The organism is Rathayibacter sp. PhB1 (assembly GCF_004362935.1).
GTDB classification, from domain to species: domain Bacteria; phylum Actinomycetota; class Actinomycetes; order Actinomycetales; family Microbacteriaceae; genus Rathayibacter; species Rathayibacter festucae.
Window position 1 is genome coordinate 702,021 of the sequence record NZ_SNYD01000002.1, and the last position, 15,090, is coordinate 717,110.

Here is a 15,090-nt window from a genome sequence, read left to right on the forward strand (position 1 = left end):
TGCTGGGGCCGGCCATGCGCTTACGCTATGGTAATGAATTTCGAGCAGCTGTCCGGATTCGTCGAGGTCGCGCGCCTCGGCAGCTTCACCCGTGCCGCGGAGGAGCTGCACCTCGCGCAGCCCTCGCTGAGCCGGCAGATCTCCTCGCTCGAGCAGGACCTCGGCTCCGAGCTGTTCCAGCGGGCGCGCTCCGGCAGCACGCTCACCCCGGCCGGCGAGCTGCTGCTGCCGCTCGCGCGGCGCATGCTCGCCGACGCCGAGTCGGTGCGCCGCGAGCTGGCCGAGCTCGCCGGGCTCGAGCGCGGGCGGGTCCGCTTCGGCGCGACGCCGACGCTCTGCATCAGCCTGGTCGCGGAGGTGCTGCACGCCTTCCACGCGGCGCACCCGGCGATCGAGCTGCACCTGGCCGAGGACGGCTCGCGCAGCCTGCTCGACCGGCTCGCGCGCGGCGAGCTGGACCTCGCGCTGGTGACGACCTCGACGGCGGCGGCCGTCGGCGCGTTCACGGTGACGCCGCTGCTCGTCGAGGAGCTCGTCGTGGTCTCCTCCGCGGCCGAGCCGGCGCTCGCCGACGGCGACGCTCTCGGACTGGCGGCCGTGGCGGGTCTCCCGCAGATCGTCTTCAACTCCAGCTACGACCTGCGCCGGACGACCGACGCGGCCTTCGCGGCGGCGGGCCTGGTGCCCGACGTGGTGCTCGAGGGCGCCGAGATGGACGCGGTGCTGCGCTTCGCCGAGCGCGGCCTCGGCGTCGCGATCGTGCCGGCGATGGTGCTGCAGGGCCGCCCGGGGCTGCGCTCGATCCGGCTCGAGGAGCCGACGCTCAGCCGCACCATCAGCCTCGCGCGCCCGGCGGACCTCGCGCCGACGGCGGCCGTGCGGGTGATGCAGCGCACGATCGCGGCGACGGCGCGGGCGTTCGCGGCGCGGGCGGGTGGCACGATGCGGCTGGCGGAGGGTCAGTCCGAGAGGACTCCCGACCGCGCGTAGCCGCGACTGCGGATCGAGAGGACCGCCGCGCCGAGTGCCGCGGCGATCACGGAGCCGGCCAGCACGCCGACCTTCACGTGCTCGTCGGCCTCGCTCCCGACGCCGAAGGACAGCTCGCCGACGAGGAGGGAGACGGTGAAGCCGATGCCGGCGAGCATCGACATGCCGACCAGGTCCGGCCAGCGCAGCGCCGGGTCGAGGCGGAGGCCTGGCAGGCGGGTGATCAGGAAGGTGGTCGCGAGGATCCCGAGCGGCTTGCCGAGCACCAGGCCGACGATGATGCCGAGGGCGATGCTGTCCTGGAACGACTCGACGAGGCCGGTGAGGCCGCCGATCGTCACTCCGGCCGAGAAGAAGGCGAAGACCGGGACGGCGACGCCGGCCGAGACGCCGCTCCAGCGGTCGGCGAAGTGCGCGGCGAGTCCGTCGTACTCGGGCTCGCCGTCGCTGCCGGTTCCGGTGCGGACGCGGGCGCGGGCGGTCGCGACGACCGGGACCGCGAAGCCGAGCAGCACGCCGGCGACGGTCGCGTGGATGCCGGAGGCGTGCACGAGCGCCCAGGTGGCGACGCCGAGCGGGATCAGGATCCACCAGGTGCGGACGCCGCGCTGGACGAGGACGGCGAAGATCCCGAGCGGGACGAGCGCGAGCAGCAGCGGCAGGAAGGCGATGGCCGAGGTGTAGAAGACGGCGATGATCGTGATGGCGAGCAGGTCGTCGACGACGGCGAGGGTGAGCAGGAAGGTGCGCAGGGCGACCGGGAGGCTCTTGCCGACGACCGCGATCACGGCGACCGCGAAGGCGATGTCGGTGGCGACCGGGATCGCCCAGCCCTGCAGGGCGTCGGGGCCGGCGGTCGCGTTGATCGCGACGTAGATCAGGGCGGGGACGGCGACGCCGCCGAACGCGGCGGCGACCGGGAGGGCGGCGGTGCGCGGGTCGCGGAGCTTGCCGACGACGAACTCCTCCTTGAGCTCGAGGCCCACGACGAAGAAGAAGATCGCGAGCAGTCCGTCGGCCGCCCAGGCGCCGACGCTGAGGTTCAGGTGGAGCGCCTCGGGGCCGAACTCGTAGTCGCGGACGGTCTCGTAGAAGCCGGCCGCGGGCGAGTTGGCGAGGACCAGTGCGAGGACGGTCGCGCCGAGCAGCAGGGCGCCGCCGACGGCGTCGGAGCGCAGCGTCTGGCGCAGGCCCCGCCAGATCGCGTGCGGCGCCTGGTGGGTGGGCTCGGAGGCAGGAGTGTGGGGCACGGAGGGGCTTCCTTCGGGAGGTCGTCGGATCGCGTCAGAACACGGCAGAGGGCCGCGTCCGCCGACCAGACTTCCCGGCACACCGCCGACCATCGTACCGGGCGGTTCCTCCCTACACTCGGACGATCCCTACACTCGGACGATGCGACACGGCATCGTCATCCTCCCGCAGGAGCCCTGGTCCAGCGCCCGCCGCAAGTGGCAGTCCGCGGAGGGGCTCGGCTTCGACCACGCCTGGACCTACGACCACCTCTCCTGGCGCTCGCTCGCCGACCAGGTCTGGCACGCGACGATCCCGACGCTGACGGCCGCCGCGGTGGTCACCGAGACGCTGCGCCTGGGCACCTTCGTCGCCTCGCCGAACTTCCGGCACCCGGTGCCGTTCGCGAAGGAGGTCGCGACGGTCGACGAGATCTCGGGCGGCCGCTTCGTCCTCGGGGTCGGCTCGGGCGGGACGGGCTTCGACGCGACGGTGCTGGGCCAGGAGCTGCACTCGCCCCGGGAGCGGCACGAGCGCTACGTGGAGTTCGTCGCGGCGCTCGACGTGCTGCTGCGGCACGAGACTCCCGGGTCGAGCGGCATCGACCTCGACGGCGCCTGGTTCACGGCGCGCGGCGCCCGGATGGTGGGGGAGCCGGCGCAGTCGCCGCGCGTGCCGTTCGTGCTCGCGGCGAACGGGCCGAAGGGCCTCGCGCTCGTGGCCGAGCGGGCGCAGGGCTGGGTGACGACGGGTCCGGAGGGCCGCAGCACCGAGGAGTGGTGGGCGGCGGTCGCCGAGCTCTCGCAGCGCCTCGACGACGCTCTCGAGGCCGCCGGGCGCGATCCGCGCTCGATCGAGCGGCACCTCTCGCTCGACTCCGGGCCGGACTACTCGCTCGAGAGCGTCGACCGCTACGCCGACTCGGCCGGCCGCGCCGAGGCGCTGGGCTTCACCGACGTGATCGCGCACTGGCCTCGCGCCGACGGCCTGTACGCCGGCGACGAGGACGTGCTCTACGAGGTCGCGGCGCGGTTCTAGCGCTCCCGGCGCTCGAAGACGAGGTGCACGACCCCGGACGGCGAGGGTGTCGCCTCGATGCGGAAGCGCTGCTCCAGGCCCTCGAGCCCGTCCCACAGCCGCTCGCCGCGGCCGAGGACGATCGGGACGAGCACGACGTGCATCCGGTCGACGAGATCGGCGGCGAGGAACTCCCGCACTGTCGCGGCACCGCCGCCGATGCGAACGTCGCCGCCGCGGCCAGCTCGCGGGCCCGCTCGAGAGCGGTCGCCGGGTCGGCGTCGACGAAGTGGAAGCTGGTGCCGCCGGCCATCGTGACGGTCGGGCGCGGGTGGTGCGTGAGGACCACGACCGGCGTGTGGAAGACCGGGTCCTCGCCCCACCAGCCGGTCCACTCCTCGTCCTCCCAGGGACCGCGCTGCGGCCCGAACTTGTTGCGGCCCATGATCTCGGCGCCGATGCCGTCCGCCCAGGCGCCGGCGAACGCCTCGTCGACGCCCTGCGAGCCCTCGCCCGGACCTGGCATGCCCATCCTGCGGAAGGTGCGGGTCCCCATCGCCCACTCGACCAGCCGGGAGCCGGCGTGGCCGAACGGGGTCTCGAGCGACTGGCCCTCCCCGGCGGCGAAGCCGTCGAGCGAGACGGAGAAGTTGTGGACGCGGACCTTCGACACGGGGTCTCCTTCGGGCGGGCGGCGGTTCAGCCGAGCGTAGGCGGGGGCGGGCGTCGCAGTCCACGGGCCGCGAGCGCGACGCAGGCGAGGATCGCGAGCGCGGTCGCCGCGAGCAGCAGCGGCATCGGCAGGGCGACGGCCAGCGCCGCCAGGATCGCCGGCACCAGGAAGCCCGCGTAGGTGACGGAGTAGTAGACGGCGGTGACGCTCGCCAGGTCGCGCGTCTCGACGAGGGCCTGCGAGGCGGTCAGTCCGGAGACCATCGCGAGGCCGTAGCCGCAGCCGAAGACCGGCGCGGCGACGAGGACCGGCCAGAGCTGCTGGCCGACGGCGGCGGGGATCAGCAGCAGCGCCCCGAGGGCGGTGAGCGCGCCGCCGACGAGGGCGCCGCGGCCGCGCAGCAGCGCGAGGAGCGGGCCGGAGAAGAGCTGGGTGACCCAGCCGCAGCCGAGGGTGATCACGGTGACGAGGGTCGCGAAGCCGACGGTGAGACCCGGCAGGCGGTCGGCGACCAGGCTCGGCCCGACCGCGAAGGACAGGGCGGGTGCCGCGAAGACCCAGGGGGCGAGCGGCAGGACGACGGCGGCGAAGCGGGCGCGGGCGGCGCGCGGGATGCTCAGCTCGCCGGTCAGCCGGCCGGCGGAGGGGTCGTAGGCCCGGGTCTCGGGTGCGCGGAGGAGCACGAGGACGGCCGCGACGCAGGCGGCGGACTGGACGATGTAGGGGAGCACGGTCGGCCAGGGGCCGAACTGCGCGAGCGCGCCGCCGACTCCCGCGCCGCCGCCGAAGCCGATGGTGAGCATCGCGGAGGCGCGGCGGGCGCCGGCCGAGGACGCGCCGGTCGCGATCGAGAGCTCCTTGATCCAGGCCGTGCCGACGACCATCCCCGCCGCGACGCTCAGCCCGCTGATGAAGCGGCCGACGCCGAGCCCGAGCACCGAGGCGGGGGAGCAGGCGAGCACGACGCTGCCGAGGATCCCCAGCACGAGGCCCGCGAGCAGCACCGGCCGCCGCCCGAAGCGGTCGGACCAGCCGCCGGCCAGCGCGAAGCCGGGCACGATGCCGAGGACGTAGGCGGCGAGCAGGATCGTGACCTGCGTCTGGGTGTAGCCCTCGAGCTGGCGGTAGAGCTGCATCAGCGGCAGGAACTGGTTGCCGCCCCAGCCGAGGACGACGAGCGACGGCGCGACGAGGAGCCAGGAGCGCGCGGAGGGAGCGGACGATCCGGCGGGAGAGGGGAGCGGCACGGTCCATAGTGGCGCACCCGAGCGGCTCGCGGTCAGAGCCGCACGACGAGCTTCCGCGCGGACACGCCCCCGTGCAGCCGGTCGAGCGCGCCCTGCACGGCGCCGAGACCGGTGCCGACGACCTCGGGCTCGGGCGCGCAGCGGTGGCGGCCGTCGGCGAGCGCGCTCGGCAGGTGATCGCGCCAGAGCATCGGTCCGACCTCGTTGCCCATCAGCGTGGCGCCCCAGACGTAGCGGGCGCGGATGCCGCGACGGCGGGCGGCGAGCTGGAGGCGGAGGTTCGCGCCGACCAGCCGCGACATCGTCCGCACGAACGGGAGCGAGAGCCCCGCCCTGCGCGGCAGCGAGCCGAAGGAGACCGAGGGGCTGGCGAGGGCGACCCGGCGGGCTCCGGTGGCGGCCGCGACGGCGACGCAGGGCTCGGCGGAGCCGGTGCCGACCGCGAGGATCCCCGCCACCTCCGCGCCGCCGATCGCGGCGACGACGTCCTCGACCGCGCTCGGGCCGCGGTAGTCGACGACCACGTCGGCGCCGAGCTCGCGGAGGCGGGCGTGGTTGCCGGACGAGGCGGTGGCGACGACGCGGTGGCCGGAGGCGACGGCGAGCTGGATCGCGTTGCTGCCGACGCTGGTGGCGCCGCCCCAGACCACGACCGTCCGGCCCGTGGCGACCGGCTCGGCCGAGGGGTGGGGCAGCGCCAGGTGGTCCTTCTGGAAGAGCGCGGTCGCGGCGGTGGAGACGGCGAGCGGCAGCACCACGGCCTGCTCGTCCGTCAGCTGCGGCGGGATCGGCGCGGCGAGGTCCGCGCGGACGACCGTGTACTCCTGGAAGCCGCCCTCGGCGTCGTGCCGGCGGCCGCGCTCCATGCCGACCGCGTAGGCGACGACGCGGTCGCCGACGGCGAAGCGGTCGACGCCGGGCCCGACCGCCGCGACCTCGCCGGCGACGTCCTCGCCGAGGATCGAGGGGTAGGGGAGCCAGCGGTACATCAGGTCGCCGGTCCACTGCTTGAGCTCGTCGAGCGGATTCACGGCGATGGCGCGGTTGCGCACCAGCAGCTCGCCGGGCCCGGGCTCGTGCAGCGCGGCGGGACCGACGACGAGGTCGGCGCGGGGCGAGGGGAGGCGCGCGGCGGTGTTCGTGAGTGCGGCGGTGTTCGAGGGCAAGGGGTCTCCAGTGCTCGACGGCATGACGTGTCATCACTCTAGCCCTGATGACACGTCGTGTCATCGGCTAGCCTGGCTGCATGTCACGCTGGGCCCCCGATGCCGCACTGCGCCTGGAGCGCGCCGCGATGGAGCTGTTCACCGAGCACGGCTACTCCGCGACGACGGTGCCGTTGATCGCCGAGCGGGCCGGGCTCACGACCCGCACCTTCTTCCGGCACTTCGCCGACAAGCGCGACGTGCTGTTCCTCCGCGAGCGGGAGTTCCCGGAGGTGGTGGCCAGGCTGCTCGCCGGCGCGCCCGCGGGCCTGGATCCGCTCGGGCTGCTGATGCACGGGCTGGAGACGGTCGCGGCGGGGGACCTCGAGGGCTGGCGCGGCGAGATCGCGGCACGGCGGGCGGTCGTGCTGTCCGAGCCGGCGCTGCGCGAGCGCGAGCTGCTGAAGTCGGCCGTGCTCACCGACGCGATGCGCGACGCGCTGGTCGAGCGGAGTGTCCCGGCGGAGGACGCGGCGCTCGCCGCCCGTACGGCGGCCGCGCTCTTCGACGCGTCGCTGGAGCAGTGGCTCGGGGAGCGAGACAGCACGCTGGTCGTGGTGCTCCACGAGCAGTGCCTGCGGCTCCGGAGACTGGTGAGCGCGGTGGAGCAGGCGGGCTCGCCCGAGTAGGCGAGCCCGCCGCGACTCACGCCTTCGAGGTGGCCGTCGCGTTGCCGACGACGCCCTGGGGGGTGGACGTGGTGTCGGTCAGCACGAAGCGGATCTCCTGCGGGAAGGCGGTCGGCTTGACCCGCACCCAGGTCGTCTCCGCCGCGCGGGTCAGGGTCCAGGAGTAGGTGTAGAGGCCGTCGGTCAGGACGCCCTGCACGCCCGGGGCGAGGCTGGTGGTGTCGTAGGTGATCGTCGACACCGGCTTCGCGGAGGTGATGACGTACGTCCAGCCGGTCTTGTACGAGGCGTAGTCGCCGTCGTCCGGGACCGCGGTGAAGTCGGTGCGGGCGTAGCCGGTGTTGTTGGTCGCCTTCAGGCTCGGGTCGCCGACCGACTGGCGGGTCGCGGAGAAGGTCGGGTTCGGGTAGGTGTCCGGCTGGCCGGGGACGACCTCGACGGTGGAGGCGCTCGCGAGCGGCGCCGCGGCGGCGACGGCGATCACGGGCAGCGACCAGGCCGCGGCGACGGCGACGGAGCGGCGGGAGGGGGAGAGGGGGGAGGAGGTGAGCACGGGGTCCTTTCGGGGCAGGGAGGGGGGAGTTCCGTCCAGAAAGTAGCGACAGCCGCCCCGTCCTTCCGCGCCAGCGCCCGCCCCGCCACGGCCCCTCTCAGGGGGAGGGAGCACGCCGTTCCTGGGCTCCGGCTGACACGGCCGGGTAGAACCGCCTAGTCCCGGAGAGGTCCTCGTTAGCCTGGTCCGCATGGCCAGAACCGTCTCCACCACCACCGCCGTCGACCGCGACGGCATGCTCGACTTCGTGCGACCGCGGCACCGGATGCTCGTCGCCACCACCCGCGCGGACGGCCGGCCGCAGATGTCGCCGGTGTCCGGCGGTGTCGACGTCGAGGGCCGCCTGGTGATCTCGACCTATCCCGGCCGGGCGAAGACGCGGAACGCCGAACGGCGCTCCGCGGCGTCGGTCCTCGTGCTGTCCGACGACTGGAACGACGCGTGGATCCAGGTCGACGGCGACGCGGAGGTCCTGCACATGCCGGAGGCGGAGGACGCGCTCGTCGACTACTACCGCAGCATCTCGGGGGAGCACCCGGATTGGGACGAGTACCGCGCGGCGATGCGCCTGCAGGACAAGTCGCTCCTGCGCATCACGCCGACGCGCTGGAGCCCGATCGCGACCGGCGGCTTCCCGGCCGACGTCGCGGCGCGGCTCGACGCCCCTCGCCCCGATGTCCTGAACCCCGACGACCGGGCGTGATCCGCCCTCGCCTCGCCCGGGCCGGCCGGGCCTGGCGTGACGCGGTCGCCGGCCCGAGGCTGCTGCTCGCGCTGAAGACCGCGGTGGCGGTGGGCATCGCCTGGGCCGTCGCGCCGCACGTGCCCGGCGTCGCCGAGCAGTATCCGTACTACGCGCCGCTCGGCGCGCTGGTCAGCATGTACCCGACGCTGATGGGCTCGGCGAAGACCGGGCTGCAGACGCTGCTGGGGCTGGCGGCCGGCATCGGGCTGGCGGTGCTGGTCGTGGTGACGGTCGGCCCGACCTGGTGGACGATCCCGCTGATCGTCGGGATCGGCGTGGTGCTCTCGGGCACCGGCTGGTTCGGTGCGGGCCGCGAGTACGTGCCGATGGCGGCGCTCTTCGTGCTGATCATCGGCGGCGCGAAGGCGGAGGACTACTCGCTCGGCTACCTCGTGCAGATGGCGGTCGGCGTGGTGGTCGGGCTGCTGGTCAACCTCCTCGTCGCTCCTGGGCTGACCTCCGAGGCGGCGTCCGCGCGTGTGGACGAGTTCGAGCGCCAGCTCGGGCGCCACCTGCACGACATGGGCGCGGCCCTCGAGGAGACCTGGCCGCCCGAGCACGAGGCCTGGTCGACCAACGGCGAGCAGTTGGCGGCGACCGCGACCGAGGTGCGGCGGGCGCTGGTCGACGGCGACGAGAGCCGCAAGGGCAATCCGCGCGCGCTGCTGCACCGGCACAGCTCGCAGACCGACCACCTCCGGCTGGCGACCCTGGACGGGACGCTCTTCCACGTCCGCGACATGACGGCGGCGCTCGCCGACACGATCTGGAACCGCCCGGGTGCCCTGCCGTTCGACGCGGAGCTCGCGGCGCCGCTGAGCGCGGCCTGCCACGCGGTGGGCGACGCGGTGGTGACGGGCGGCTCGCCCGAGGACCGCTCCCTGGAGCCGGCGGAGCGGGCGGTCGACGAGCTCGCGCGCGCCGTCGACGCCCGCGCTGCGGCGACCGGAACGAGCATGGGCCCGGGTGTGCTGGTCGCGATCCACCTGCGCCGAATCCTCGTGGAGCTGCGCAGGGACGACCCCGTGCGAGCTCCAGGGGCGAGTGCGGAGGGATCGCGTGCGGAAGGATGAGGGGATGACTCCGGAGCTCCTCGACAGGTTCGCGCACTGGTTCGACGAGGGGGCGCCGGTCGCGCCGTCGCTGAGCTGGGCGCTGTTCGACCGCGACGGGCTGATCGCCCGGCACGGTCGCGGGGAGCACCGGCTCGACGGCGCCGCGCCGGACGCCGGCACCGTGCACCGCATCGCGTCGATGTCGAAGAGCTTCGAGGCGGCGGCGGTGCTGATCCTCCGTGACCGCGGGCTGCTCGACCTCGACGACCGCGTCAGCGCCCACGTGCCGGAGTTCGCGGACCCGGTCGACGCCGCGGGCCGGGAGCTGCCGGTGACGCTCCGGATGCTCCTCAGCAACTGCTCGGGGCTGCCCGAGGACAACGGCTGGGCCGACCACGTGATGGCGATGCCGCAAGTCGAGTTCCTCGCGCTGATCGCGCGCGGGCTGACCTTCACCGAGCGGCCGGGCGAGGTCTACCAGTACTCGAACATCGGCTTCTGGCTGCTCGGGGTGATCGTCGAGAACGTCTCCGGCGAGGACTTCGTCGCCTTCGCGACCCGGACGATCCTCGAGCCGCTCGGCCTCGCGAGCACGCGCTACGACGTGGGCGCCTACCCCGAGGGCACCGACCTCGCGCAGGGCTTCAGCAGCTTCGACGAGGGCGCCACCTGGATCGCCCGCCCGCACACCGGCACCGGTGTGGGCGCCTGCGCCGCGAGCATGTTCAGCACCGTCGGCGACATCGCGCGCTGGAGCGCCTGGCTGTCGTCGGCGTTCGCGGGCGCCGACGCAGGCGTCGAGGGCGGGACCGCCGACGACGCCGTCCTCAGCCGCGCCTCGCGCCGCGAGATGCAGCGCGGCTGGACCCCGTTGTCCGCGCTCAGCCCGCGCGCCGGGGAGAGCACGCTCGACGGCTCCGCCTACGGGCTCGGCCTCGTGATCGAGCAGGACGTCCGCTTCGGCGCGATCGCGCACCACTCCGGCGGCCTGCCCGGCTGGTCCTCGAACATGCGCTGGCACCTCGAGTCGGGCCTGGGAGTCGTGGTCTTCGCGACCACGAACGGCGCCAAGCTCGCGGCGGCGGCCACGGGCCTGCTCCGCGCGGCGCTCGAGGACGCGGAGCCGCCGGCGCGCACCATCGCGGTGCACCCGTCGACACTGGCGGCCGCGGCCGCCGTCGAGGCGGCGATCGTCGGTGCCGGCGACCCCGCTCGGGCCGAGGAGCTCTCCGGCGGCGTGCTGTTCAGCCCGAACCTCCTGAGCGACGTGCCCGCCGAGGTGCGCGCCCGCCGCCTCGCCGCGGTGCTGGCGGAGGTCGACGGACTCGCGGACGAGCCGACCGCCCGGCCCCTGCGCGACCGACTGCTCTGGAGCGCCTCCGCGGCGCAGGTCGCCTTCTCCCTGCCCGGCCGGGACGGCGAGCTGGAGGTCCGGCTCGAGATGACGCCGACGATCCCGGCGCTGCTGCAGCGCCTCGACGTCGTGAAGCGGGAGGCGCTCGAGTCGCCCCCGGTCGTCCGCGCGTACCGCCCCACCCTGGACTGAGCGCACATCGGAACAGGGCAGGCTGGTCCGATGACTGCGCGCACTCCCGACGACCACCGCCTCGACCGGGTCCGCGTCCGCGGCGCCCGCGAGAACAACCTCCGCGACGTGGACGTGGACATCCCGCGCGACGCGCTGGTCGCCTTCACCGGCGTCTCCGGCTCGGGCAAGAGCTCTCTCGCGTTCGGCACGCTCTACGCGGAGGCGCAGCGCCGCTACTTCGAGTCGGTCGCGCCGTACGCGCGGCGGCTGATCGATCAGGTCGGGGTGCCGGACGTCGACGCGATCGACGGACTCCCGCCGGCCGTCGCGCTGCCGCAGCGGCGCTCCGGCGGCTCGGCGCGGTCGACCCTGGGCAGCGCGACCACGCTCTCGTCCGTGGTGCGGATGGTGTTCTCGCGGGTCGGCACCTACCCCGAGGGCGCGCCGATGCTCCTCGCGGAGGACTTCTCCGCGAACACCGTCCAGGGCGCCTGCCCGGCCTGCCACGGGATCGGCCGCGTCTACGACGTGCCCGAGGAGCTGATGGTGCCGGACGACTCGCTCTCGATCCGCGACGGCGCGCTCGCGGCCTGGCCGACCGCCTGGCACGGCAAGCAGCTGCGCGACAGCCTGATCTCGCTCGGCTACGACATCGACGTGCCCTGGGCGACCCTGCCGGCGGAGGAGCGCGAGTGGATCCTGTACACGCAGGAGTCGCCGCAGGTGCCGGTCTGGACGGATCGCGGGCCGGCCGAAGTGCGGGCGGCGGTGGCGGCGGGGGCCGAGCCGCGGTACATGAGCACGTTCCTCGGCGTGAAGCGCTACGTGATGGACACCTTCGCGGGCTCCAAGAGCGCCCGGATGCGCGAGCGCGCGGCCACGTTCCTGGTCAGCGTCGCCTGCCCGGACTGCCACGGCGAGCGGGTGAAGCCCGAGGCGCTGGCGGTGAGCTTCGAGGGGTTCGACATCACCGAGCTCTCGGCGCTGCCGCTCGAGGAGCTCGCGGCGCTGCTGGCCCGCGTGCTCGAGCCGAACTGGGTGCCCGTGGGCGGTGGCCCGCTCGCCCCGGAGACCCGGCTGGCCGCCCAGCGCCTCGTCTCGGACCTGCTCGGCCGGATGGCGCCGATCGTCGACCTCGGCCTCGGCTACCTGTCGCTGGACCGCTCCACGCCGACCCTGTCCTCGGGTGAGCTGCAGCGGATGCGCCTCGCCACCCAGGTGCTCTCCCGGCTGTTCGGGGTGGTGTTCGTCCTGGACGAGCCGTCGACGGGGCTGCACCCGGCCGACACGGAGGCGCTGCTCGGCATCCTGCGCGCGCTGAAGAACAGCGGCAACACGGTCTTCTTCGTCGAGCACTCGCTCGACGTGATCCGCGAGGCCGACTGGATCGTCGACATCGGCCCGGCGGCCGGCTCGGGCGGCGGCACCGTCGTCTACTCGGGTGAGCTCGACGGGCTGCGCGAGGTGGACCACTCGATCACTCGGCGCTACCTCTTCCCCGAGACCGCGGAGCCGACGCCGCCGCTGCCCGCCCGGCGGACGCCCGACGCGCAGGTCCGGCTGGTCGACGTGGCGCGCAACAACCTCCGCGGGCTCGACGTGTCGTTCCCGCTCGGCGCGCTGACCGCGGTGACGGGGGTCTCCGGGTCGGGCAAGTCGACGCTGGTCAATCGGGCGCTCCCCGACCTGCTCCGCGCGAGCCTGCAGGCGGATCTGGCGGGGGAGGGCCCGGTGCCGGACGAGTCCTCCTCCGACGACCCGCTGCTCGACGCCGACACCGCCGTCACCACCGGCAGCGCGACCGGTCCGGCGGAGCGGCTGCGCCGGGTCGTGCAGGTCGGCCAGACGCCGATCGGGCGCACCTCGCGCTCCAACGTCGCGACCTACACCGGGCTCTTCGACCGCGTCCGCGCGCTGTTCGCGGCGACTCCCGAGGCGAAGCGGCGCCGCTACGGTGCCGGCCGCTTCTCCTTCAACATGCCCAGCGGTCGCTGCCCGGTCTGCAAGGGCGAGGGGACCATGGAGGTCGAGCTGCTCTTCCTGCCGACGGTGCAGGCGCCGTGCACGGAGTGCGGCGGGACGCGCTACAACGCCGAGACCCTCGAGGTGACCTGGGGCGGGCGCTCGATCGCCGAGGTGCTCGCGCTGAGTGTCACCGAGGCGCGCGAGGTCTTCGCCGAGGAGACGGAGATCGGCCGGCACCTCGATGCGCTGCTCGACGTGGGTCTCGGCTACGTCGCGCTCGGGCAGCCGGCGCCGGAGCTGTCCGGCGGCGAGGCGCAGCGGGTGAAGCTCGCGTCGGAGCTGCGGCGGGCTCAGCGCGGCGACACGCTCTACCTGCTCGACGAGCCGACGTCGGGACTGCACCCGGCCGACGCCGACCGGCTGCTCGGCCACCTGCAGCACCTCGTCGACGCGGGCAACACGGTGATCGTCGTCGAGCACGACATGCGGATCGTCGCCGACGCGGACTGGGTGATCGACCTCGGACCCGGCGCCGGGGACGCGGGCGGCGCGATCGTCGCGACCGGCACGCCGGAGCAGGTCGCGCGGGCGGAGGGCAGCCGGACGGCGCCGTACCTGCTGGCCGCGCTGGAGCGGCGCTCGTAGGGCATCGGCGTCGCGCGGAGGGGGAGTGTCCGGCGGGTGGCCGAGGGGCTAGCGTGTGCCGCATGCCCGCCTCCTCCCGCCGTGTCGTCCCGGCGCTCCTCGCCTCCGCCCTCGTCGCCGGGGCTCTCGCCCTGCCGACGCCCGCCCTCGCCGACACCGCTGTGAAAGCGGGGACGAGCGGAGGCACCAGCTCCGGCGACCCGTACTTCCCCGGCCTCGGCAGCTCGGGCTTCGACGCGCTCAGCTACAGCCTGTTCCTCACCTACGACCCGGCGCCGCGGGCGCTCACCGGCCGGGCCGTCGTGACCCTCTCGCCGACGCAGGAGCTGAGCTCGTTCTCCTTCGACCTGCGCGGACTGACGGTCTCGAAGGTGTCGGTGAACACGAAGGGCGCCGCCTTCACGCAGGTCGGCGACGAGCTGACGATCACGCCGTCCCGCTCGCTGAAGAAGGGCGCGCCGACCCTGGTCGACATCCGCTACGCCGGCACGACCGGCAATCCGGTCGACGGCACCGGCGCCCCGTACGGCTGGTGGTCGACCGACGACGGCGCCCTGGTCGCCAGTGAGCCCGACGGCGCCTCGACCTGGTACCCGGTGAACGACTCGCCCGCCGACAAGGCCCGCTACTCCTTCACCCTCACGGTCCCGGAGGGGCGCACCGCCGTCGCCAACGGGGTGCCGGTGGGCTCGCCGGTCACCCGCAACGGCTGGACCACGTCGAGCTGGGTCGAGACGAGCCCGATGGCGAGCTACCTCGCGATGGTGAACATCGGCGACTACGACCTCGTCCGCTCCCGGGCGGGCGGCGTCGTCAGCATCGACGCGGTCGATCGCGACATCACCGGCGAGGCGCGGGCGAGCACCGAGGCCGCCCTCGCGCGCCAGGGCGAGATCATCGATTACTTCACGGGCGTCTTCGGCGCCTACCCGTTCCGCTCGGGCGGAGCCGTCGTCGACGACGAGGAGATCGGCTACGCGCTCGAGACGCAGGGACGCTCGTTCTACTCGGGCAGCGCGGACACCTCGACCGTCGCGCACGAGATCTCGCACCAGTGGTTCGGCGACAGCGTCACCCCGCGGCTCTGGTCGGACATCTGGCTGAACGAGGGCTTCGCGACCTACGCCGAGTGGCTGTGGGCGGAGCACGACGGCGGCCCGACCGTCGAGGAGTCGGCCGCGGACGTCGCGGCGATCCCCGCGGACGACCCGTTCTGGGCGACGCAGGTCGCGGATCCGGGGGCGCTCGGCCTCTTCGACAGCCCGATCTACGCGCGCGGCGGATTGACGCTGGTCGAGCTGCGCTCCACCATCGGCGACGAGGCCTTCGGCACGCTGCTGCAGCGCTGGGCGGCCGAGAACCGCTACGGCACCGTCACGACGGCCGACCTCCAGGAGCTCGCCGAGTCCGTCTCCGGCCAGGACCTGACCGCCTTCTTCGACACCTGGCTCCGGACCCCGTCGAAGCCCGCGGGCCTCTAGCCGCCGGGCACCGCCTCGCGGAGTGGTGGATCTCGATACGCCCTCTGCGAGGGCTACTCGATCAGCATGGGCGGTACCGGGGCAGAGCGTGTGTCAGCGTGTCGGCGCAGCATGGGCGGGCGCGGGC

The 15,090-nt window shown here is 74.2% G+C and carries 12 protein-coding genes and 1 pseudogene; 8 read left to right on the plus strand and 5 right to left on the minus strand.

The genetic code is table 11. The features are described 5' to 3' along the window. The first annotated feature begins 33 nt into the window (after positions 1-33). A complete protein-coding gene (locus tag EDF17_RS07435; protein ID WP_166649620.1) occupies positions 34-990 on the plus strand; it encodes a LysR family transcriptional regulator in 957 nt (318 codons plus the stop codon). On the opposite strand, the gene nhaA is transcribed toward EDF17_RS07435, so the two are convergent. Further along, positions 960-2,180 carry a Na+/H+ antiporter NhaA gene (gene nhaA, locus EDF17_RS07440; protein WP_243732828.1) on the minus strand — a complete coding sequence of 407 codons (1,221 nt, stop codon included), beginning with the start codon at positions 2,178-2,180 and terminating at the stop codon, positions 960-962. The two genes, EDF17_RS07435 and nhaA, sit on opposite strands and share 31 nt — an antisense overlap. A gap of 202 nt (positions 2,181-2,382) precedes the next feature. Between nhaA and EDF17_RS07445 the strand changes: the two genes are divergently transcribed. Continuing rightward, positions 2,383-3,258 (plus strand): LLM class flavin-dependent oxidoreductase, encoded by an 876-nt coding sequence (locus EDF17_RS07445; protein WP_123445887.1) that lies wholly within the window; start codon positions 2,383-2,385, stop codon positions 3,256-3,258. Here EDF17_RS07445 and EDF17_RS07450 read toward each other — a convergent pair. From EDF17_RS07450 to EDF17_RS07460, 3 genes and pseudogenes are all read right to left on the minus strand, one after another. Continuing rightward, a pseudogene (locus EDF17_RS07450) lies at positions 3,255-3,910 on the minus strand (dihydrofolate reductase family protein). The gene EDF17_RS07445 and the pseudogene EDF17_RS07450 overlap by 4 nt on opposite strands. A gap of 26 nt (positions 3,911-3,936) precedes the next feature. Next, on the minus strand, positions 3,937-5,157 hold the full coding sequence (locus tag EDF17_RS07455) for an MFS transporter (RefSeq protein ID WP_123445888.1): 1,221 nt from the start codon (positions 5,155-5,157) through the stop codon (positions 3,937-3,939). A gap of 32 nt (positions 5,158-5,189) precedes the next feature. Continuing rightward, on the minus strand, positions 5,190-6,323 hold the full coding sequence (locus tag EDF17_RS07460; RefSeq protein WP_243732814.1) for a zinc-binding alcohol dehydrogenase family protein: 1,134 nt from the start codon (positions 6,321-6,323) through the stop codon (positions 5,190-5,192). Between the two features lie 80 nt (positions 6,324-6,403). Between EDF17_RS07460 and EDF17_RS07465 the strand changes: the two genes are divergently transcribed. Then, positions 6,404-6,991 carry a TetR/AcrR family transcriptional regulator gene (locus tag EDF17_RS07465; RefSeq protein WP_123445890.1) on the plus strand — a complete coding sequence of 196 codons (588 nt, stop codon included), beginning with the start codon at positions 6,404-6,406 and terminating at the stop codon, positions 6,989-6,991. Between the two features lie 16 nt (positions 6,992-7,007). Here EDF17_RS07465 and EDF17_RS07470 read toward each other — a convergent pair whose 3' ends face one another. Continuing rightward, the gene (locus tag EDF17_RS07470; RefSeq protein ID WP_123445891.1) at positions 7,008-7,544 is read right to left on the minus strand and encodes a hypothetical protein; all 537 of its coding nucleotides are present in this window, start codon (positions 7,542-7,544) and stop codon (positions 7,008-7,010) included. A 190-nt stretch (positions 7,545-7,734) separates the two neighbouring features. Here EDF17_RS07470 and EDF17_RS07475 point away from each other — a divergent pair, with 190 nt between their 5' ends. From EDF17_RS07475 to EDF17_RS07495, 5 genes are all read left to right on the plus strand, one after another. Then, positions 7,735-8,247 (plus strand): PPOX class F420-dependent oxidoreductase, encoded by a 513-nt coding sequence (locus EDF17_RS07475; RefSeq protein ID WP_123445892.1) that lies wholly within the window; start codon positions 7,735-7,737, stop codon positions 8,245-8,247. Continuing rightward, positions 8,244-9,362 (plus strand): aromatic acid exporter family protein, encoded by a 1,119-nt coding sequence (locus EDF17_RS07480; protein WP_243732815.1) that lies wholly within the window; start codon positions 8,244-8,246, stop codon positions 9,360-9,362. Before EDF17_RS07475 ends, EDF17_RS07480 begins: the two co-directional genes overlap by 4 nt. Before the next feature lie 4 nt (positions 9,363-9,366). After that, positions 9,367-10,890 (plus strand): serine hydrolase domain-containing protein, encoded by a 1,524-nt coding sequence (locus EDF17_RS07485; protein ID WP_123445893.1) that lies wholly within the window; start codon positions 9,367-9,369, stop codon positions 10,888-10,890. A gap of 30 nt (positions 10,891-10,920) precedes the next feature. Next, a complete protein-coding gene (locus EDF17_RS07490) occupies positions 10,921-13,482 on the plus strand; it encodes an excinuclease ABC subunit UvrA (RefSeq protein WP_123445894.1) in 2,562 nt (853 codons plus the stop codon). A gap of 62 nt (positions 13,483-13,544) precedes the next feature. Beyond that, the gene (locus EDF17_RS07495) at positions 13,545-14,963 is read left to right on the plus strand and encodes a M1 family metallopeptidase (RefSeq protein WP_123445895.1); all 1,419 of its coding nucleotides are present in this window, start codon (positions 13,545-13,547) and stop codon (positions 14,961-14,963) included. Positions 14,964-15,090 lie beyond the last annotated feature (127 nt).

Coding starts and splice junctions, on each gene's coding strand:
- EDF17_RS07435 (WP_166649620.1), top strand. CDS start 34: ATGAATTTCGAGCAGCTGTCCGGATTCGTCGAGGTCGCGCGCCTCGGC.
- EDF17_RS07445 (WP_123445887.1), top strand. CDS start 2,383: ATGCGACACGGCATCGTCATCCTCCCGCAGGAGCCCTGGTCCAGCGCC.
- EDF17_RS07465 (WP_123445890.1), top strand. CDS start 6,404: ATGTCACGCTGGGCCCCCGATGCCGCACTGCGCCTGGAGCGCGCCGCG.
- EDF17_RS07475 (WP_123445892.1), top strand. CDS start 7,735: ATGGCCAGAACCGTCTCCACCACCACCGCCGTCGACCGCGACGGCATG.
- EDF17_RS07485 (WP_123445893.1), top strand. CDS start 9,367: ATGACTCCGGAGCTCCTCGACAGGTTCGCGCACTGGTTCGACGAGGGG.
- EDF17_RS07490 (WP_123445894.1), top strand. CDS start 10,921: ATGACTGCGCGCACTCCCGACGACCACCGCCTCGACCGGGTCCGCGTC.
- EDF17_RS07495 (WP_123445895.1), top strand. CDS start 13,545: ATGCCCGCCTCCTCCCGCCGTGTCGTCCCGGCGCTCCTCGCCTCCGCC.